At 69.1% G+C, this 19,086-nt stretch carries 20 protein-coding genes; 14 read left to right on the top strand and 6 right to left on the bottom strand.

Annotation, left to right across the window (positions count from 1 at the left end; translation table 11 throughout):
• The first annotated feature begins 59 nt into the window (after positions 1-59).
• The 7 genes from BW949_RS13925 to rimO all read left to right on the top strand — a co-directional run bounded on the left by BW949_RS13925 (position 60) and on the right by rimO (position 6,825).
• Positions 60-1,163 carry an ABC transporter substrate-binding protein gene (locus tag BW949_RS13925; RefSeq protein ID WP_076367139.1) on the top strand — a complete coding sequence of 368 codons (1,104 nt, stop codon included), beginning with the start codon at positions 60-62 and terminating at the stop codon, positions 1,161-1,163.
• 65 nt (positions 1,164-1,228) lie between these two features.
• Positions 1,229-2,119: an ABC transporter permease gene (locus BW949_RS13920; protein WP_076367137.1), complete on the top strand. Its 891-nt coding sequence runs from the start codon at positions 1,229-1,231 to the stop codon at positions 2,117-2,119.
• Complete coding sequence (locus BW949_RS13915) at positions 2,116-2,895, top strand: ABC transporter permease (RefSeq protein WP_076367135.1); 780 nt, start codon at positions 2,116-2,118, stop codon at positions 2,893-2,895. Before BW949_RS13920 ends, BW949_RS13915 begins: the two co-directional genes overlap by 4 nt.
• 1 nt (position 2,896) lies before the next feature.
• Positions 2,897-3,952 (top strand): ABC transporter ATP-binding protein, encoded by a 1,056-nt coding sequence (locus BW949_RS13910; RefSeq protein WP_076367133.1) that lies wholly within the window; start codon positions 2,897-2,899, stop codon positions 3,950-3,952.
• A 48-nt stretch (positions 3,953-4,000) separates the two neighbouring features.
• Positions 4,001-4,876 carry a 50S ribosomal protein L11 methyltransferase gene (locus BW949_RS13905; RefSeq protein ID WP_076367131.1) on the top strand — a complete coding sequence of 292 codons (876 nt, stop codon included), beginning with the start codon at positions 4,001-4,003 and terminating at the stop codon, positions 4,874-4,876.
• Positions 4,877-4,998: 122 nt separating this feature from the next.
• Entirely contained in the window at positions 4,999-5,343 is a 345-nt protein-coding gene (locus BW949_RS13900; RefSeq protein WP_083947779.1) for a hypothetical protein, read from the top strand.
• A gap of 111 nt (positions 5,344-5,454) precedes the next feature.
• The gene (gene rimO / locus BW949_RS13895) at positions 5,455-6,825 is read left to right on the top strand and encodes a 30S ribosomal protein S12 methylthiotransferase RimO (RefSeq protein WP_076367129.1); all 1,371 of its coding nucleotides are present in this window, start codon (positions 5,455-5,457) and stop codon (positions 6,823-6,825) included.
• Between the two features lie 109 nt (positions 6,826-6,934).
• On the opposite strand, the gene pncB is transcribed toward rimO, so the two are convergent.
• Positions 6,935-8,227, bottom strand: a complete 1,293-nt coding sequence (pncB, locus tag BW949_RS13890) for a nicotinate phosphoribosyltransferase (RefSeq protein ID WP_076367127.1) — start codon at positions 8,225-8,227, stop codon at positions 6,935-6,937.
• Positions 8,220-8,837 carry a bifunctional nicotinamidase/pyrazinamidase gene (pncA, locus tag BW949_RS13885; protein WP_076367125.1) on the bottom strand — a complete coding sequence of 206 codons (618 nt, stop codon included), beginning with the start codon at positions 8,835-8,837 and terminating at the stop codon, positions 8,220-8,222. The genes pncB and pncA overlap by 8 nt, the downstream gene beginning before the upstream one ends.
• A gap of 456 nt (positions 8,838-9,293) precedes the next feature.
• On the opposite strand from pncA, the gene mbfA reads away from it, so the two are divergent.
• Genes mbfA through BW949_RS13860 form a run of 5 tightly spaced genes read left to right on the top strand, consistent with a single transcriptional unit; the run spans position 9,294 to position 13,624 of the window.
• Positions 9,294-10,271, top strand: a complete 978-nt coding sequence (mbfA, locus tag BW949_RS13880; RefSeq protein WP_076367123.1) for an iron exporter MbfA — start codon at positions 9,294-9,296, stop codon at positions 10,269-10,271.
• Positions 10,272-10,318: 47 nt separating this feature from the next.
• Entirely contained in the window at positions 10,319-11,251 is a 933-nt protein-coding gene (locus BW949_RS13875) for an AEC family transporter (RefSeq protein WP_076367121.1), read from the top strand.
• An 11-nt stretch (positions 11,252-11,262) separates the two neighbouring features.
• Positions 11,263-12,093, top strand: a complete 831-nt coding sequence (gene fghA / locus BW949_RS13870; RefSeq protein WP_076367119.1) for an S-formylglutathione hydrolase — start codon at positions 11,263-11,265, stop codon at positions 12,091-12,093.
• Positions 12,090-12,713 carry an HAD-IA family hydrolase gene (locus BW949_RS13865; RefSeq protein ID WP_076367117.1) on the top strand — a complete coding sequence of 208 codons (624 nt, stop codon included), beginning with the start codon at positions 12,090-12,092 and terminating at the stop codon, positions 12,711-12,713. Before fghA ends, BW949_RS13865 begins: the two co-directional genes overlap by 4 nt.
• Entirely contained in the window at positions 12,713-13,624 is a 912-nt protein-coding gene (locus BW949_RS13860) for an ornithine cyclodeaminase family protein (RefSeq protein WP_076367115.1), read from the top strand. The genes BW949_RS13865 and BW949_RS13860 overlap by 1 nt, the downstream gene beginning before the upstream one ends.
• A 113-nt stretch (positions 13,625-13,737) precedes the next feature.
• On the opposite strand, the gene BW949_RS13855 is transcribed toward BW949_RS13860, so the two are convergent.
• Positions 13,738-15,000, bottom strand: coding sequence for an MFS transporter (locus tag BW949_RS13855; RefSeq protein ID WP_076367114.1), 1,263 nt, complete (start codon positions 14,998-15,000; stop codon positions 13,738-13,740).
• A 263-nt stretch (positions 15,001-15,263) separates the two neighbouring features.
• On the opposite strand from BW949_RS13855, the gene BW949_RS13850 reads away from it, so the two are divergent.
• Together BW949_RS13850 and BW949_RS13845 are read left to right on the top strand one after the other, a co-directional pair.
• Complete coding sequence (locus BW949_RS13850; protein ID WP_076367112.1) at positions 15,264-15,851, top strand: glutathione S-transferase family protein; 588 nt, start codon at positions 15,264-15,266, stop codon at positions 15,849-15,851.
• A gap of 57 nt (positions 15,852-15,908) precedes the next feature.
• Positions 15,909-16,964 carry a saccharopine dehydrogenase gene (locus tag BW949_RS13845; protein WP_076367110.1) on the top strand — a complete coding sequence of 352 codons (1,056 nt, stop codon included), beginning with the start codon at positions 15,909-15,911 and terminating at the stop codon, positions 16,962-16,964.
• Positions 16,965-17,025: 61 nt separating this feature from the next.
• Here BW949_RS13845 and BW949_RS13840 read toward each other — a convergent pair whose 3' ends face one another.
• The 3 genes from BW949_RS13840 to BW949_RS17075 all read right to left on the bottom strand — a co-directional run bounded on the left by BW949_RS13840 (position 17,026) and on the right by BW949_RS17075 (position 19,023).
• A complete protein-coding gene (locus BW949_RS13840) occupies positions 17,026-17,388 on the bottom strand; it encodes a DUF3775 domain-containing protein (RefSeq protein WP_076367108.1) in 363 nt (120 codons plus the stop codon).
• Between the two features lie 84 nt (positions 17,389-17,472).
• Positions 17,473-18,648: a beta-ketothiolase BktB gene (gene bktB, locus BW949_RS13835; RefSeq protein ID WP_076367106.1), complete on the bottom strand. Its 1,176-nt coding sequence runs from the start codon at positions 18,646-18,648 to the stop codon at positions 17,473-17,475.
• Between the two features lie 213 nt (positions 18,649-18,861).
• Positions 18,862-19,023, bottom strand: coding sequence for a hypothetical protein (locus tag BW949_RS17075; protein ID WP_159440069.1), 162 nt, complete (start codon positions 19,021-19,023; stop codon positions 18,862-18,864).
• Between the last annotated feature and the right edge of the window lie 63 nt (positions 19,024-19,086).

The raw sequence follows: 19,086 nt of genomic DNA, 5'->3' as shown, positions 1-19,086 counted from the left end.
GAGCCGTCGCGGGGGCCAGTGTTCTGGCCCGCGATCACCGACAACGGGGAGTATGTCAGATGACACCGAAACCGATCCATGCCCTGAGCGCGCTGGCGCTGCTGATGGCGGGCACCACGCTTGCCCAGGCCGGGGACATGGCCGCCCTTGAAGAAGCCGCAAAGGCCGAGGGCATGCTGACCACGATCGCCCTGCCGCATGACTGGTGCGGCTATGGCGCCGTGATCGAGGGCTTCAAGGCCAAATATCCCGAGATCACCATCAACGAGCTGAACCCCGATGCGGGCTCGGCCGACGAGCTGGAAGCGATCCGCGCCAACGTCGGCAACACCGGCCCGCAGGCGCCCGACGTCATCGACGTGGGCCTGTCCTATGGCCCGGCGGCCAAGGAAGAGGGGCTGCTCCAGCCCTACAAGGTCGCCACCTGGGACGAGATCCCGGCCTCGATCAAGGATGCCGACGGCTATTGGTATGGCGATTATTACGGCGTGCTGTCGTTCATGGTGAACAAGGACATCGTGGCCGAGACCCCGGCCGACTGGTCCGACCTGCTCAAGCCCGAGCTGGCGGCTTCGGTGGCGCTGGCGGGCGATCCGCGCGCCTCGAACCAGGCGATCTCGGGCGTGCTGGCGGCGGGCATGGCCATGGGCGGTGCGCCCGGCGCCGAAGCCGGCGCGCGCGGCCTCGAGTTCTTTGCCGAGATGAACAAGGCCGGCAATTTCGTCCCGGTCATCGGCAAGGCTGGCACCCTGGCCCAGGGCGCCACGCCGATCGTCATCGCCTGGGATTACAACGCGCTGTCGTGGCGTGATGCGCTGGGCGGCAACCCGCCGGTGGACGTGGTCGTCCCGAAGACGGGCGTTCTGGCCGGTGTCTATGTGCAGGCGATCTCGGCCCATGCGCCGCATCCCAACGCGGCCAAGCTGTGGATGGAATATCTCTATTCCGACGAAGGCCAGTCACTGTGGCTTAAGGGCTATTGCCACCCGGCGCGCTTCAACGCGATGGCCGCCGACGGCAAGATCCCGCAGGAGCTTCTGGAGGCGCTGCCCCCCGCGGCCAGCTACGAGGCGGCCTATTTCCCGACGCTCGACGAGCAGGCGGCGAACAAGGACGTGGTCACCGGCGGCTGGGATGCCGTGGTGGGCGCCAACGTCCAGTAACGCGTGAACCGGGGCCGAGGGGGGCGGGTGTTCCCCCTCGGCTCGACGAAAGGCCCCCTGCACGCATGACCCAGAGCCCCCCGACCGCCCCGCCCGGCCAGGCCCTCGGCAGCGCCCTGCGCTGGCTGGGCATCGTGCCCTTCGTGCTGTTTGCCACGCTGTTCCTGCTGCTTCCCACGATGAAGATCGTGCTGGGCGCGTTCGAGGCCCCCGACGGCGGCTTCACGCTGGCCCATGTGATGCAGCTCTTCGACGGGCCGATCCCGGATTATTACCTCATCTCGATCAAGATCTCGCTGGCGTCCTCGGCGATGGGCTGCCTGATCGGCTTTGCCATGGCCGCCGCGATCACGCTGGGGGGGCTGCCGCGGGGCATCCGGGCGCCGCTGCTGACATTCTCGGGGGTGGCGTCGAACTTTGCCGGCGTGCCGCTGGCCTTTGCCTTCCTGGCCACGCTGGGGCGGCTGGGGCTGGTCACGGTGCTGCTGCGCGACTGGTTCGGCATCAACATCTATGCCCCTCCGATCAGCTTCAACCTGCTGTCCTTCTCGGGGCTGACGCTGACCTACATGTTCTTCCAGATCCCGCTGATGATCCTGATCATCACGCCCGCGCTCGACGGCCTCAAGCGCGAGTGGCGCGAGGCCGCCGAGATCCTGGGCGCCTCGGGGCTGCAATACTGGCGCATGGTGGCGCTGCCGATCCTGACGCCGGCGCTTCTGGGCACCTTCGCGCTTCTCTTCGCCAATGCCTTCGGTGCGGTGGCCACGGCCTATGCGCTGACCGGATCGTCGCTGTCGATCGTGCCGATCGTGCTGTTCGCGCAGATCCGCGGCGATGTCCTTCAGGATCCGCATCTGGGCTATGCGCTGGCCTTCGGCATGATCGTGGTGACGGGCATCGCCAACGGGCTTTACGTCTGGCTTCGGGCGCGCAGCGAAAGGTGGATGAAATGACCCGCATCTGGTCCTGGATCGCGCTGACCTTCGGGCTGATCTATTTCGCGCTGCCGCTCATCGGGACGGTGGAATTCTCGCTGCGGATGCGGCGGGGGGAATATTCGTTCGACGCCTATCGCAAGGTGCTCGCGGATCCCCGCTTCCAGGAGACGTTCAGCTATTCGGTGGTGATGGCGCTGGCCACCATCGTCTTCGGCGTCCTGCTGGTGGTGCCCACGGCCTATTGGGTGCGCCTCAAGCTGCCCCGGCTGCGGCCCTACGTCGAGTTCCTGACGCTGATGCCGCTGGTCATTCCGCCGATCGTCATCGTCTTTGGCTACCTGCGGCTTTACAACACCTCGAGCTGGCTGCCGCTGACCGGCACGACGATGGGCACGAACCTTCTGCTGATGTTCGGCTATGCCACGCTGTCGCTGCCCTACATGTACCGCGCCGTGGACACCGGGCTGCGCAGCATCGACGTGGGCACCCTGACCGAGGCGGCGCAATCGCTGGGGGCGGGCTGGGTCACCATCCTGGCGCGCGTGATCTTGCCCAACGTGCTGGTGGCGGTGCTGTCGGGCGCCTTCCTGACCTTTGCCATCGTGATCGGCGAATTCGTGCTGGCGGCGCTTCTCAATCGCCCGGCCTTCGGGCCCTATCTGCAACTGATGGGCGCCAACCGCGCCTATGAACCGGCGGCGCTGGCGGTCATCGCCTTTGCGATCACCTGGGCCTGCATGGGCCTGATCCAGCTTGTCAGCCGCTTCACCCGACATGGCCGGACCGCGTGACATGAGCTTTCTGAACATCTCCAACCTGGAAAAATCCTTTGGCCCCACGCGCGTGGTGCACGACTTCTCGCTTGCGGTCGAGCAGGGCGAATTCATCAGCTTCCTTGGCCCGTCGGGCTGCGGCAAGACCACCACCCTGCGCATGGTGGCGGGCTTCGAGACCCCTACCGCCGGGCGTATCGAGATCGACGGCCGCGACATCGTGCGCCTCAGGCCCAACCAGCGCAACATCGGCATGGTGTTCCAGAGCTATGCGCTGTTTCCCAACCTGACGGTGGGGCAGAACGTGGCCTTCGGGTTGAAGGTGGCGGGGGCGTCGCGCGCGCTGATCCGGGCGCGCGTGGCCGAGATGCTGGAGATGATCGGCCTGCCGGATCTGGCGGGGCGCTATCCGTTCCAGCTGTCGGGCGGGCAGCAGCAGCGCGTGGCGCTGGCGCGCGCGCTGGCGGTGCGCCCGCAGGTTCTGCTGCTGGACGAGCCGCTGTCGGCGCTTGACGCCAAGATCCGCGTGTCGCTGCGCGCCGAGATCCGCGCCATCCAGAAGAAGCTGGGCATCACCACGATCTATGTCACCCATGACCAGGAGGAGGCGCTGTCCATGTCGGACCGCATCGTGGTCATGCATCAGGGCCGCGCCGATCAGGTGGGCACCCCCTTCCAGATCTACAACACCCCCGCCACCCGCTTTGTTGCGGGCTTTGTCGGCGCGCTCAACACGGTTCAGGCCGAGGTGATCGACCCCGGCACGGGGCGCGTGCTTCTGGCCGGCACCGAGGCCGTTCTGGACCGGGCGCTGCCGGCGGGGCAGGTGACGCTGGGCCTGCGCCCCGAGATGGTGTCGCTGGGGCCCGCGCCGGGCCGTGAAACCGTCCTGCGCGGGCGCGTGGTCGAGGTGGACTTTCTGGGCGCGGTGATCCGTCTCAAGGCCGAACTGGGCGGCGAGGTGCTGGCCTTCGACACGTTCAACACCTCGCAGAAGGCGCCCCCGCGCGTGGGCGAGGAGGTGTCGGTCTCGCTGGCCGCGCGCGATCTGCTGGTGATCGGTCCCCCGGCTTGACGGACGGGCCGGGGCGGGCTCTAAGCGGGCAACCCCAAAGGAGACGCCATGACCACCTGGACCGCGCTGACCACGCTTGCTTCCCGCGATGCCGCCGAGCGGCTGGGCGAGTTTCTCGAGGAGATGGAGCCCACGCCGCTGGGGGTTGGCGTCTTCGAGATCGAGGACGGCTCGGGCCGCTACGAGGTGGGCGCCTATTACGACGAGGAGGCCCCCGACGACACCGCGCTGGCGCTGGCCGCGGCGGCCTTCGGGGCCGAGCCCTTTGCGTTGTCCGAGGTGCCCGAGACCGATTGGGTCGCGCATGTGAAGCGCGAGCTTTGCCCGGTCGAGGCGGGGCGCTTCTTCGTCTATGGCAGCCATGACGCCGACAAGGTGCCCGCGGGTGTCACCGCGCTGCGCATTGATGCCGCGATGGCCTTCGGCACCGGGCACCACGGCACCACCAAGGGCTGTCTGCTGGCGCTGGACCGGCTGGCCGCGGAAGGGGTGACCCCGAAGGCGGTGGCCGATATCGGCTGCGGCACCGCGGTCCTGGCGATGGCGGCGGCCACGCTCTGGCCGGGCGAGATGCTGGCCTCGGACATCGACCCGGTGGCGGTCGAGACCGCGGCCGCCAATGTCGAGGCCAACGGCCTGGGCGGGCGGGTGATCTGTCTCGAGGCGGCGGGGTTCGACCATCCCCGCCTGAAGGCCGCGGCGCCCTATGATCTGGTGCTGGCCAATATCCTGAAGGGGCCTCTGATCACGCTGGCCCCGGCGATGGCGGCGGCCGTGGCGCCCGGCGGGCGGGTGATTCTCTCCGGGATCCTGTGCGAGCAAGCCCCCGAGGTGGTGACCGCCTATGAGGCTGCGGGCTTTAACCAGAATGCCCGCGAAGATCTGGGCGAGTGGTCGACATTGGTCATGCAGCGGAAACAGTAGCGCGTGATTGGGCGGTTGATCCTTTCGCGTCATTCTCTCGGACGTGTTACATTTCCTTAACCGAATGCTAACGCCAAATGCCCGTCAGGGGCGTTCGGCGAAAGCCGCAGTGGGGTAATGTGATGGATCGAGATCTGACCGAGTTTGAGCGCCGCCTGCAACGCATCGACCGCACGCATGCCGCGGGCGGCGGGTTCGAGGCATCCGGGGCGCTGAGCCGTGCCGACTTCGATCAGATCGTGTCGCCGCGGCGCGACGGGCTGTGGATGCGCCCTATGGCGCTGCTTCTGGCGGGGTTCCTGCTGTTCAAGGGCGGCATGCATGCGGGGCTGGGCGCGCGCGTCTATGACCTGCGGGTGGATCAGCTGGCGCAGGGCAATGCGCTGGAACAGCTGGGGGCCTGGATCATGCATGCCGACGGGCTGACGCTCTGGGTCTCCGGCATCCTGGCGCCGCTGTTCCCGTGACGGCGGCACGGCGCGCGTGCATTGTTTCCCTTGGGCCAACGTCGCGCCGGGTCTGGCGGGGCCGGATCTGAAGGGCTAGGCGCGCGCGCCGGCTCGGGCTATAGCCGCGCCATGACCAACCCTCCGAATCTCCGCCCCGACCTGGCGCCCGCGCCGCGCTTCGACACCGCCCCCCGCCCCGGCCAGCCGCGGGTGGGCATGGTCTCGCTGGGCTGCCCCAAGGCGCTGGTGGATTCCGAACGCATTCTGACCCGCCTGCGCGCCGAGGGCTATGCGATCAGCCCCGACTATCAGGGCGCCGGCGTCGTCATCGTCAACACCTGCGGCTTTCTCGACAGCGCCAAGGCCGAAAGCCTCGAGGCCATCGGTGAGGCCCTGGCCGAGAACGGCCGCGTGATCGTGACCGGCTGCCTGGGCGCCGAGCCCGAGTATGTCTCGGGCGCGCATCCGGGCGTTCTGGCGGTGACGGGCCCGCATCAATACGAGGCGGTGATCGACGCGGTCCATGCCGCGCTGCCGCCCGCGCCCGACCCCTTCGTCGATCTGATGCCGGCCTCGTCGGTGCGGCTCACGCCCCGGCATTTCGCCTATCTCAAGATTTCCGAGGGCTGCAATCACCATTGCCGCTTCTGCATCATTCCCGATCTGCGCGGCCGTCTGGTCAGCCGTCCCGCCCATGCCGTCCTGCGCGAGGCCGAGCGGCTGGTGGCCGAGGGCGTGCGCGAGCTGATGGTGATCTCGCAGGACACCTCGGCCTATGGCGTCGACATCCGCCACGCCGAGGACCGCGGCCACCGTGCCCATATCACCGATCTGGCGCGCGATCTGGGCAGCCTGGGCGCCTGGGTCCGGCTGCATTACGTCTATCCCTATCCGCATGTGCGCGAGCTGATCCCGCTGATGGCCGAAGGGCTGGTGCTGCCCTATCTCGACATCCCGTTCCAGCATGCCCATCCCGACACGCTGCGGCGCATGGCGCGCCCGGCCGCGGCGGCAAGGACCCTCGACGAGATCGCCGCCTGGCGGCGTGACTGCCCCGACCTTGCGATCCGTTCGACCTTCATCGTCGGTTACCCCGGCGAGACCGAGGCCGAATTCCAGCATCTGCTCGACTGGCTCGAGGAGGCCCAGCTCGACCGTGTGGGCTGCTTCCAATACGAGAACGTGGCGGGGGCAGCGGCCAACGACCTGCCCGATCACGTCCCGGCCGAGATCAAGCACGAGCGCTGGGCGCGGTTCATGGAAAAGGCGCAGGCCATCTCCGAGGCGCGCCTGGCCGCCAAGGTGGGCCGCCGGATCGAGGTGATCGTGGATGCGGTCGATGCCGAGGGCGCGACCTGCCGCACCATGTGGGACGCCCCCGAGATCGACGGCAACCTCTTCATCGACGAAGGGTTCGAGGGGCTGGAACCCGGCCAGATCGTCACCGTCGAGGTGGACGAGGCCGGCGAATACGACCTCTGGGGCCGCTGCGTCGATTGACATGCGCGCGCCCGTCGGTCCGGGCGGCGCGTGGGGCCGTCCGGCCCCGCCGCGCGCGGGCCGCGGCCCCTCGATGGGGCCAAGGGCCGCTCTTCCGTGCGGGGCTCTCTCAGACCACGACCGGTCGCGCCACCTGATCGCCGACCCCGAACACCCGCTTGTAACGCGCGATCTCCTCGGGCGGGCCCATCGCCTTCAGCGGATTGTCCGACAGCTTGACCGTGGGCCGCCCGTTGGCGCGCACCGCCTTGCAGACCAGGCTGAAGGGCGCCAGCCCGTCGCCCGCCGCCAGCCCGCGGAAATCATTGGTCAGAAGCGTGCCCCAGCCAAAGGACACCTTCACCCTTCCGGCGAATTGCGCGTGCAATTCCTCGATCTTCTCGACATCGAGCCCGTCGGAGAAGATCACCAGCTTGCGCGTCGGATCCTCGCCGCGGGCCTTCCACCAGGCGATGGCGGCCTCGGTCCCCTCGGCGGGATCGCCCGAATCGATGCGGATGCCGGTCCAGCCGGCCAGCCAGTCGGGCGCATGCTCCAGGAAACCTTTCGTGCCATAGGTGTCTGGCAGGATGATGCGCAGGTTGCCGTCGTGTTCCTCGTGCCAGTCGGCCAGAACGCGATAGGGGGCCTCGCGCAGGTCTTCGTCGGTCTCGGCAAGTGCGGCGGTCACCATCGGCAATTCATGCGCATTGGTGCCGATGGCCTCGATGTCGTGGCGCATGGCGATCAGGCAATTCGACGTGCCGATGAAGGCGCGGCCCAGCCCCTCCATCATCGCCTGCACGCACCAATCCTGCCACAGGAAGGAATGCCGCCGCCGGGTGCCGAAATCGGCCACCTTCAGGTGGTCCAGCTGGCGCAGGCGCTCGATCTTCTCCCACAGCTTGGTCATCGCGCGGGCATAGAGAACCTGAAGCTCGAACTTGCCCAGCCGCTCCAGCACCACGCGCGAGCGCAGCTCCATCAGCACCGCCAGCGCCGGGATCTCCCACATCATCACCTCGGGCCAGCGCCCCTCGAAGGTCAGCTCGAACTGGCCGTCGCGGATCTCCAGGTGATAGGGCGGCAGTTGCAGCCCCTCGAACCATTCCATGAAATCGGGCCGGAACATCTGGCGCTTGCCATAGAAGGTGTTGCCGCGCAGCCAGGTGCTTTCGCCGCGGGTCAGGCGCAAGGTGCGGATATGGTCGAGCTGCTCGCGCAATTCGCCTTCGTCGATCAGCTCGGCCAGGCGGATGTCGGTCGAGCGGTTGATCAGCGAGAAGGTGACCTCGGCGTCGGGGTGGTTGCGATACACCGATTGGCACATCAGCAGTTTGTAGAAGTCGGTGTCCAGCAACGAGCGCACCACCGGGTCGATCTTCCAGCGGTGGTCGTAGACGCGCTTGGCAATATCAACCATGGGCCGGTTCCAGAACCACGCCGACCTCGATCATCGCCGCGCGTGCGGCGGCCAGCGAACCGTCGAGGTCGATCGCACGGCAGGCGCTTTCGAGAACGGTCACCGAAAAGCCCAGCCGCGCGGCGTCGATCGCCGACCAGCCCACGCAGAAATCCAGCGCCAGTCCGACAAAGGTCAGATGCGTGGCGCCGCGCGTGCGCAGATAGCCCTCAAGGCCGGTGGGCGTTTCGCGGTCATTCTCGAAGAAGGCCGAATAGCTGTCGATCCCGGCGCGAAAGCCCTTGCGCAGGATCAGGTCCGCGCGGTCGCTGTGCAGGTCGGGATGGAAGGCCGCCCCTTGGGTTCCCTGCACGCAATGGCCCGGCCAGAGCACCTGCGCGCCATAGGGCATTTCGGTCACCGAAAAGGGCGCGGCGCCGGGGTGGTTCGACGCAAACGAGGCATGATCGGCCGGGTGCCAGTCCTGCGTCAGCACGCGGATCGGATATTGATCCAGAAGCGCGTTCACAGGGCCGACGATCTCGTCGCCGCCGCTGACGGCCAGCGCGCCGCCGGGGCAGAAATCGTTTTGCAGATCAATGACGATCAGGGCGTCGTGGGGTGCGGGCATCTTCCCCTCCCTTGCTTGCCGGGTCCGATGTCCACCTAAGGGGGGGCGGGACCGGGCGTCAATGCCCGGCCGTGCCGCATGCCCATGGCGGCGGGGTCGGGCCCGGCGCCGGCCGCGAAACCGCGCCACGCCCCCCGCCCGCGGGTCGCAGGGCGCGCAAGCGGCGGGCATCCTTGCCGAAAATTCGGGCCATGGGCCAAAACGCGGGCCCGGCGCGCCGCCGGTCCGGGCGACAAAACCGCACCCCCGGCGCGCGGCGCGCGACAAAGGTGAGTATTCATCTCATATTTGCCGGCGATTCGCGGGGCGGGGTGCCTTCCTCCCCCCTTCGCGGCATGGACCACGCGACCCGCGGGCCCTTTGTGGCCGGGGCGCATCGACCCGCATGGATTTCACGACGGCTTGCCGGAGCGCGCTCGGGCCGCTAGATTGGAATCGTTCCAGAAAAGGTGACGCATGATCCCTGGTTTCGCCTCCCGCCGCCGCTTCTCCGACCTCTCCGAACGCGAGGTTCTCGCGCTGGCGATCTCGTCCGAGGAAGAAGATGCGCAGATCTACCGCCTCTTCGCCGAGAAACTGCGCGAGGATTATCCGGATTCGGCCAAGATCTTCGAGGGCATGGCCGAAGAAGAGGACATCCACCGCCGCCATCTGATCGACCGCTATCGCAAGCGGTTCGGCGACGTGATCCCGCCGATCCGGCGCGAGCATGTCGCGGGCTTTTACGCGCGCCGGCCCGTCTGGCTGACCGAGAACCTGCCGCTCGAGACGATCCGCGGCGAGGCCGAGGAGATGGAGCGCGCCTCGGCCCGCTTCTACACCCGCGCCGCGCAGCGCTCGAGCGATGCCGACACGCGCAAGCTGCTGGGCGATCTGGCCGCGGCCGAGGCCGGGCACGAGAAACGCGCCGAGAAGCTGGTCGAACGGCATCTGGACGAAGACGCCAAGGCCGAGGAAGACCGCGCCGCGCATCGCCAGTTCGTGCTGACCTGGGTGCAGCCGGGCCTGGCGGGGCTGATGGACGGGTCGGTCTCGACGCTGGCGCCGATCTTTGCCACCGCCTTTGCCACGCAGGACACCTCGACCACCTTCCTGGTCGGGCTTGCGGCTTCGGTCGGTGCGGGGATCTCGATGGGCTTCACCGAGGCCGCGCATGACGATGGCGTGATCTCGGGGCGCGGTTCGCCGGTCAAGCGGGGCCTGGCCTCGGGGGTGATGACGACGCTGGGCGGGCTGGGGCACGCGCTGCCCTATCTGATCCCCGATTTCTGGACCGCGACCACGATCGCCATGATCATCGTCTTCGTCGAGCTCTGGGCCATTGCCTGGATCCAGAACCGCTACATGGAGACGCCCTTCTTCCGCGCCGTCTTCCAGGTGGTGCTGGGCGGCGCGCTGGTCTTTGCCGCGGGGGCCCTGATCGGCGCCGGCTGACGCCGGGGGGCCTAGGCGGCGGGCCCGGCGCGTGCTAGCCCTTTCGCATGCTGGAGATCTTTCTCAAGACCCTGCCGTTCTTCGGTCTGATCGCGGTCGGCTATGGCGCCGGCCGCACGCGCTTCTTTCCGCCCGAGGCCACGGCCTGGCTGACGAAATTCGTGTTCTATTTCGCGCTGTCGGCGATGCTGTTCTCGTTCTCGGCGAACCTGTCGCTGCGCGAGCTTTACGACACGCAATTCGTGCTGGCCTATCTGGTGGGGTCGGGGGCGGTCTGGCTGCTGGGGCTGGTCGGGGCGATGGGGCGCCGGCTGGGCCTGGCCGAGGCGGCGATGGAGGCCCATACCGGCATGACCGGGAACACGGGCTTTCTGGGCGTGCCGATGCTGGTCGTGCTGCTGGGCCCCGATGCGGTGGGGCCGGTGCTGATGGTGCTGGCCATCGACCTGATCGTGTTCTCGTCGGTCTTCACGCTGCTGGTCACCAAGGCCCGGCACGGGCGGGTGTCGCCGTCGCTGTTTGCGGCGCTGGGCCTGGGGCTGGTGCGCAACCCGATGATCGTGTCGATGCTGGCCGGCCTGGCCTGGGCGGCGGCCGATCTGCCGATGCCGCGCCCGCTGGGGGAATTCGTGTCCATCCTGGGCGCGGCGGCAACGCCCGGCGCGCTCTTTGCCATCGGCGCCTCGCTGGCGGCGCGCGCGGCCGAGCGGCTGCGCCCGGCGATGTGGCTGTCGCTGCTCAAGCTGGTGGCGCATCCGGCCGCGGTCTGGATCGCGGCGACGATGCTCTTCGATGTCCGCCCCTTCGACGCCGGGGTGATGGTGGCCGCGGCCGCCCTGCCGGTGGCGGGCAATGTCTATATCCTGGCCGCCCATTACGGGGTTGCACCGTCGCGGGTGTCGGCCTCGATCCTGATCTCGACCGCCGTCAGCATCCTGACGGTTCCTTGGGTGATTGCCCATCTCGCCATCCATTCCTGAAGGAGAGGCCCATGCGCACGATTTCGGAAAACCGCTGTTTCGGAGGGGTCCAGGGCGTCTATGCCCATGCCTCCTCGGCCACGAATTGCGAAATGACCTTTGGTCTGTTCCTGCCCGCCGAGGCCGAGATCGCGCCGGTGCCGGTGCTGTGGTATCTGTCGGGCCTGACCTGCACGCATGAAAACGCCATGACCAAGGCCGGTGCGCAGAAATGGGCCGCCGAGGCCGGGATCGCGCTGGTGTTCCCCGATACCTCGCCGCGCGGGACCGACGTGCCCGACGATCCGGCCTATGACCTGGGCCAGGGCGCGGGCTTCTACGTCAACGCCACCCAAGACCCTTGGGCGCAGCATTACCAGATGTGGGATTACATCGCCGAGGATCTGCCGCGCCTTCTGGACACGACCTTCCCCATCGACCCCGAGCGCCAGTCGATCTGCGGCCATTCGATGGGCGGGCATGGGGCGCTGACGCTGGCCATGCGCCTGCCGGGGCGTTATCGGTCGGTTTCGGCCTTCGCGCCGATCGCGCATCCCACGGCCTCGGACTGGGGGCGCAAGCATTTCCTGAACTATCTGGGCGCCGAGGAAAGCGGCTGGGCGGGCCATGATGCCACGCTGCTGATGCGCGAGCGCGGCTTCGACGGCGAGGTGCTGGTCGATCAGGGCACCACCGATCCCTTCGTCAATGCGCTGATGCCCGAGGCCCTGGCCGAGGCCATGTGTGCCCGCCGCCAGCCCGGTGCGGTGCGGATGCAGAAGGGCTATGACCATTCCTATTTCATGATCTCGACTTTCATGCCCGACCATGTGAGCTTCCATGCCGAGGCGCTGTGGGCATGACCCGTCCGCCCGCCGCCATCGTCTTCGACATCGGCAATGTGCTGGTCGAATGGCACCCCGAGCGCGTCTATGATCCGCTGATCGGCGAGACGGCGCGCCGGCATCTGCTGAAGGTCGTGGGGGTCGATGCGATGAACCTGTCGATCGACGCCGGTGCGCCCTTTGCCCAGACCATCGCCGATTTTGCCGCCGCGCATCCCGAGCATGCCGCGCTGATCAGGATGTGGGACAGCCATTGGGGCGAGATGTTCGCCCCCGAGATATCGGGGTCGGTGGCGGCCCTGCGGGCCCTGCGCCGGCGCGGGGTGCCGGTCTTTGCGCTGTCGAATTTCGGCGACGAGAGCTTCGCGCGCGCCGAAAGCATGTATCCCGCCCTGCGCGAGTTCGACGCGCGCTTCATCTCGGCGCATCTGCGGGCCCTCAAGCCCGACCCCGAGATCTATGCCGTGCTCGAACGGGAAACCGGCTATGCGGGGGCAGAGCTCTTCTTCACCGACGACAAGCCCGAGAATGTCGCCGCCGCCGAGGCGCGGGGCTGGCGCGGGCACCTGTTCGAGGGCGCCGAGGGTCTGGTCGCGCGGCTGGTGGCGGAAGGGGTGCTCGAGCCGGGGGACATCTGATGAGCATGACGATCGTGGGGCCCGAGGTCGAGGCCCGGATGGACTGGATTGCGGCCTCGGATGCGCTGGCGGCGGGCCATGCGCTGCCGCGCGCCGAGGTGGCCGACAGCTTTCTCTATCGCGGCAAGGACACGCTGCTGACGCGTTCGGCCTGGATCGACGGGCTGGGGCTGGCGGTCAAGGCGGCCACGATCTTTCCGGGCAATGGCGCGCAGGGGCTGGGGCAGGTCAACGGCGGCGTGACGCTGTATGACGACCGGACCGGGCTTCTGGAAGCGATCATTGATTTCCACCTGCTGACGCGCTGGAAGACGGCGGCCGACAGCCTGCTGGCGGCACGGCGGCTGGCGCGGCCCGAGGCGCGGCGGGTGCTGATCATCGGCGCGGGGAAGGTGGCGGCGTCGATGGCGGCGGCCTATCGGGCGGGCTTTCCGGGGGCGCAGGTGACGCTGTGGAACCGCACCCGCGCCACGGCCGAGGATCTGGCCGCGCGGATCGGGGCCGAGGTGGCCGGGGATCTGGCGCAGGCGGTGGCGGCGGCCGAGATCATCGCCACGACCACGATGTCGACGACCCCCGTCCTGCACGGCGAATGGCTGCGCCCCGGCACGCATGTCGATCTGATCGGGGCCTATCGGCCCGACATGCGCGAGGCCGATGACGCGGTGCTGCGCCGGGCGCGGCTGTTCGTCGACGCGCGCGCCACGACCATCGGTCATATCGGCGAGATCGAGGATCCCTTGCGCCGCGGGGTGATCACGCCCGAAGATATCGTGGCCGATTTCTATGATCTGCCGGGCGGGGGCTTTGCGCGCCGTTCCGAAGACGAGATCACGGTCGCCAAGAATGGCGGCGGGGCGCATCTGGATCTGATGATGGCGCGCCATATCCTGGAGGTCGCGCGCGGCTGATCCCCGGTGGGCGAGGGGGCGGGGGCCGCCCCTCGGGCCCATCGAGAGCCCTCGGGCCGGGGCCAGCCCCAGCGGGGCCGGCCGGCGCGGGGTGTCGGGGCTGGCGCCCTGCGTCAGGCGGGGGCGAAGCGGCGCGGGGTTTCGCGCACGGGCAGGTGGACCAGCGCCGAGAAGGCGCCCACCGCCACGCCCACCCACCAGACCAGCGTGTAATTGCCGTAGATGTCATAGAGCAGCCCGCCCAGCCAGACGCCCAGGAACGACCCGATCTGGTGGGACAGGAACACGAAGCCATAGAGCGTGCCCATGTAGCGCAGCCCGTAGATCTGGGCCACGAGCCCCGAGGTCAGCGGCACCGTGGCCAGCCACAAGAGCCCCATCAGCAGTGAAAACAGGAGCACGCTGGCAGGCGTGATCGGCGCCAGGATGAAGGCCGCCGCGATCAGCGTGCGCAGCGCATAGATCCCGGCCAGAAGAAGCTTCTTCGAGTGCCGCTTGCCCAGCCAGCCGGCGGTGATCGTGCCGGCGATATTGGCCAGCCCGATCAGCGCGATCGAGGCCGCCCCCAGCGCGCTGGTCGAGGAGATCCCCAGCGCCGCCAGCATCCCCGTGGGATCGACCGCGCCGCACATCTCGGTCACCAGCGCGGGGAAATGGGCAGTGACGAAGGCCAGCTGATAGCCGCAGGAGAAGAAGCCGAGGAAGATCAGCGTGAAGGAAGGGTCGCGGAAGGCGCGGGCAACGGTGCGGCCCATCGGCTCGGGGTCGGCGGGGTGGCCCGTTGCGGTGGGATCGGCGGTGTCTTCGGGCGCGCGCAGGGCCGGAAGGGCGGCCATCGAGGCCAGGATCACGGCGGCGAAGATCATGAAGATCGTCTGCCAGGGCATGACCTGAAGGAGCGCCGCGGCGACCGGCGCGCCGAAGACCTGCCCGGCGGAGCCCGCGGCGGTGGTGATCCCCAGCGCGAGCGAGCGGTTCTCGTCGGAGCTGGCGCGGCCCACGACCGCGAGGATGACGCCGAAGCCCGTGCCGGCGACGCCGAAACCCACGAGGATCTCGAGCAGCTGATGGGCCAGGGGCGTCATCGCATGGGCCGAGGCCAGCAGCCCCACGGCATAGAAGAGCGCGCCCAGAAGGATGGCGCGGCGGTCGCCGAAACGCTCGGCCAGGGCGCCGAAGATCGGCTGGCCGATCCCCCAGGCCAGGTTCTGGATGGCGATGGCCAGCGAGAATTCGGCCCGCGGCCAGCCGAATTCGGCCGCGATCGGGATCTGGAACACGCCGAAGGAGGCGCGCACGGCAAAGCCCAGCATGAGGATCAGCGCCCCGGCCAGAAGGACGGGCGTGAAGAGGGGTGTCTTGGCCGGAGCATGCATGGCGGGCAGCCCTGGAATGATTTGAGGTCGAGAGGGTGGGGCATCGCGGCGCGTGCCGTCAACGCGGGATTTGTGCCGGTGACAATGGCGCGGCGTGGGGCGGAAAGGCGGGCCCCTCGCGCGGGGCGGAAAGCGGGGGGAGGAGCGCCCCGGCCCCCCATCGAGGGGGGCGCGGGCCGCGCGCGCGCCGGCTGTGACGCTGCGGGGCGCGGCTTGTCTTGCGCGCGCGGACATGGCCCAATGGGCCCAAAGGGAGAACTGCCATGTATCAGGTGATCGGAACGGCCCAGAGCCGGGCGCTGCGCGTGCTGTGGATGCTCGAGGAGCTGGGCGTGGACTACGCCCATGTGCCCGCCAATCCGCAGAGCGAGGGGGTCGTGGCCTTCAACCCCGCCGGCAAGGTGCCGGTGCTGATCGCCGATGGCACGCCGATCACCGATTCCACTGCGATCATCCAGTTCCTGGCCGACCGCCACGGCGCGCTGACCCATCCCGCCGGCACGCTGGAGCGCGCCCGTCAGGACAGCCTGACGCAATTCCTGCTGGACGAATTCGACGCCGCGCTGTGGCTGGCCGCGCGCCATTCCTTCGTTCTGCCCGAGGAGCTGCGCATGGCCGGCATCAAGAATTCCCTGCGCTGGGAATTCGAGCGCAGCCAGCGCATCCTGGTCCAGCGCATGGGCGAGGGGCCCTTCATCATGGGCGAGGTGATGACGGTGCCCGACATCATCCTGACGCATTGCGGGATCTGGGCGATCTCGGCGCGCTTCCCGATCGTGGAGGCGCGGCTGTCGGAGTATCTCGCGCGGATGCGCGCCCGTCCCGCCCTGCAACGCGCGCAGACCCGCTGAGCCCTTTCGGCCGCGGGCGGGCCGGGCTAGGAAGGGGCCAAATCAGGGGGGGGCGACATGGTGCATCTGTGGGTCCGGGGCGAGCAGCGCCCCAACGAGGAACGCGTGGGGCTGACGCCTGCGGGCGCGGCGGCGCTGATTGCGCAGGGCCTGCGCGTGACGGTGGAGGACAGCCCCCACCGCGTGATCCCCACCGCGGGCTATGCCGAGGCGGGCTGCGAGATCGCGCCCTTTGCAAGCTGGCCCGAGGCCCCGCGCGATGCCATCATCTTCGGCCTCAAGGAGCTGCCCGAGGATGGCACGCCCCTGCCGCATGTCCACATCATGTTCGGCCATGCCTTCAAGGGCCAGCCCGCGGGACAGGTGCTGCTGCGCCGGTTCCGGGCCGGGGGCGGCACGCTTCTGGATCTGGAATATCTGGTCGATGATGCCGGGCGCCGGGTGGCGGCCTTTGGCTATTGGGCGGGCTATGCCGGGGCGGCGGTGGCGCTGAAATGCTGGGCGACGCAGGCGCGCGGCGACATTGCGGGGGCGGTTGCGGCCTATCCCGACAAGGCGGCGCTTCTGGCCGATCTGGCGCGCGATCTGGGCGACGGCCCGCGGCCGCGCGCGCTGGTCATCGGGGCGCTGGGCCGGGTGGGCTCAGGGGCGGCGGATCTGTGCACCGAGATGGGCGCCCCGGTCACGCGCTGGGACATGGCCGAGACCGCGCATGGCGGCCCCTTCCCGGAAGTTCTGGCCCACGAGATCTTTCTCAACTGCATCCTGGCGCGGCCGGGCTGTCCGGTCTTCGTGCCGCGTTCGGCGCTGACGGTGCCACGGGCGCTGCGGGTGATCGGCGATATCGCCTGCGACCCGACCTCGGATTTCTCGCCCGTCAAGGTCTATGACCGCACCACCGACTGGGCCGCGCCGGCGCTGCGCGTGGCAACCGAGCCGGTGCTGGACGTGACGGCCATCGACAACCTGCCCTCGATGCTGCCGCGGGAATCGAGCGAGGATTACGCCGCCCAACTGCTGCCGGCGCTGCGCGAACTGGCCGATCCGAATTCGGCGATCTGGGCGCGGGCGCGGGCGGAATTCGCCCGTCACATGGCGGTGCCGGGGGCCTGAGCGGGCCCCCGTTCGAGGCCCGATCCGGCTCCCTGCGCAGGTGCCGGCTGCGCCGGCCCGCTCAGGTCATGCGCAGGACGCTGTCCTCGGCGTCCTCGACCGAGAGGCCCAGCGCCTCGAGCCCGTCCTCGAGGTAATCGGCCAGAAGCGGCACCCCCATCAGGTAATCCTCGGTGGGGGTGCTGGCCTCGGCGCGGGCGGTCTCGATGGCCTCGGCCAGCTCGTCCGGGCCATAGGTGCCGCGCCCGATCCAGAAGACCGCGACCAGCGCGGCTTTCTCCTCCTCGTTCAGGCCCTTGACGAAGGCGGCCAGCTCGGCACCGGCCGCGCGGCTGCCGCCCCCCTCGAAGGCCCCCATCCCGGCGTCGAACTGGCGCGCGCGGATGATGACATGGGCCACCTTGGCCGGGCTGATCGGAAGCATGTTCCCCCCTTGTCCGGGGCCGCGATGCCGGGCCCCCTGCGGGGAAGTCTGTGCCTTTCCCCGGCGTCTTGCAAGCGCGCAGGGTCAGCCGTGCTCAAGTGCCAGCGCGATGCCCTGCCCGCCGCCGATGCACATGGTCACGAGCGCGCGCCCGCCGCCCCGCCGCCGGAGCGCATGGAGCGCCTTGACGATCAGGATCGTGCCGGTGGCCCCGATCGGATGGCCCAGCGCAATGGCGCCGCCGTCGGGGTTGACCTTCTCGGGGTTAAGATCGAGCCCGCGCGTCACCGCCAGCGCCTGTGCCGCGAAGGCCTCGTTCGATTCGATCACGTCGAAATCCGTAACCGAAAGGCCCGTGCGCGTGCACAGAAGCCGCACCGCCGGGATCGGGCCATAGCCCATCACCTCGGGGCGGACGCCGGCCACGGCCCAGCCGATGATCCGCGCCATGGGGGTCAGCCCCGCCGCCTGCGCGGCATCCGCGCGCGCCAGCACCACCGCGGCGGCGGCGTCGTTCAGGCCCGAGGCATTGCCCGCGGTGACGGTGCCGTCGCGCTGGAAGGCGGGGCGGAGCGCGGCCAGCGCCTCGAGGCTGGTGGTCTTGGGGTGTTCGTCGGTGTCGAAGATGACCACGCCCTTGCGGCTGCGGATCTCGACGGGGACGATCTCGTCTCGGAAATGGCCCGCGGCGATGGCGGCGGCCGCCCGGCGCTGGCTTTCCAGCGCGAAGGCGTCCTGATCGGCGCGGCTGATCGACATCTCGCGCGCGATGTTCTCGGCGGTGACGCCCATGTGCCCGGTGCCGAAGGGGCACGACAGCGCCCCGGTCATCATGTCGACGGCCGAGACATCGCCCATCTTCTGGCCGAAGCGGGCCGCGGGCAGGATATGGGGGGCGCGGCTCATCACGTCGGCGCCGCCGGCCAGCGCGATCTGGCCTTCGCCCAAGGCCAGCGCCTGCGCCGCCGAGACCACCGATTGCACGCCCGATCCGCACAGCCGGTTGACGTTCATCGCGGGGCTCGTTTCGGGGACGCCGGCCTGCATGGCGGCCACGCGCGACAGATACATGTCGCGCGGTTCGGTGTTCAGGATATGGCCGAAGACCACCTGGTCGATCTGCGCAGCCTCGAGCCCGGCGCGGGCGATGGCGGCGCGCGCGGCGATGGTGGCCAGCTCGATCGGCGGCTGGCCGGCCAGGCTGCCGCCAAAGGTGCCGATGGCGGTGCGCGCCCCGGACAGGATGACGATATCGGACATGGTGCTCCCCCCTTCCCATTATCCCTTGCCGGACGAGACTAGGCGGGCGGGGCGGGGGGCGCCAAGAGCGGGCGCGGGCAGATGACGGAACGTCACGCGCCCGCGCGCCTGGCTCTTCGATGACTGGCTCTTCGATGACTGGCGTTCGGGCGGCGGGCGTTCCGGTGGCGGGCCGCTTGACGGCGGGCGCCTGGCCTCAGCCCAGAGGCCGGCTCAGCCCTGCGGCTTGTCGGCCGCGGTGTTCTCGAAATCGGGCGCGCCGTTCATCTGCCGCCAGATCGCCAGGATGGCGCGTTGTTCGGCGTCCAGCTCATGGACGGGATGCTTGTCGTGCAGCTTCACCACCTTGATCCCGTCTTCGAAATGTTCGGACATGGTGTCCCCCTTCATCCGTTCGTTCCCACGGCGGACACTCTGGGACGCGCGTGTTTAACACGG

Origin of the sequence: Phaeovulum vinaykumarii (assembly GCF_900156695.1) — a bacterium.
GTDB classification, from domain to species: domain Bacteria; phylum Pseudomonadota; class Alphaproteobacteria; order Rhodobacterales; family Rhodobacteraceae; genus Bieblia_A; species Bieblia_A vinaykumarii.
The sequence above is the reverse complement of the archived record's forward strand: the minus strand, read 5'-3'. Positions and strand labels throughout refer to the sequence as shown.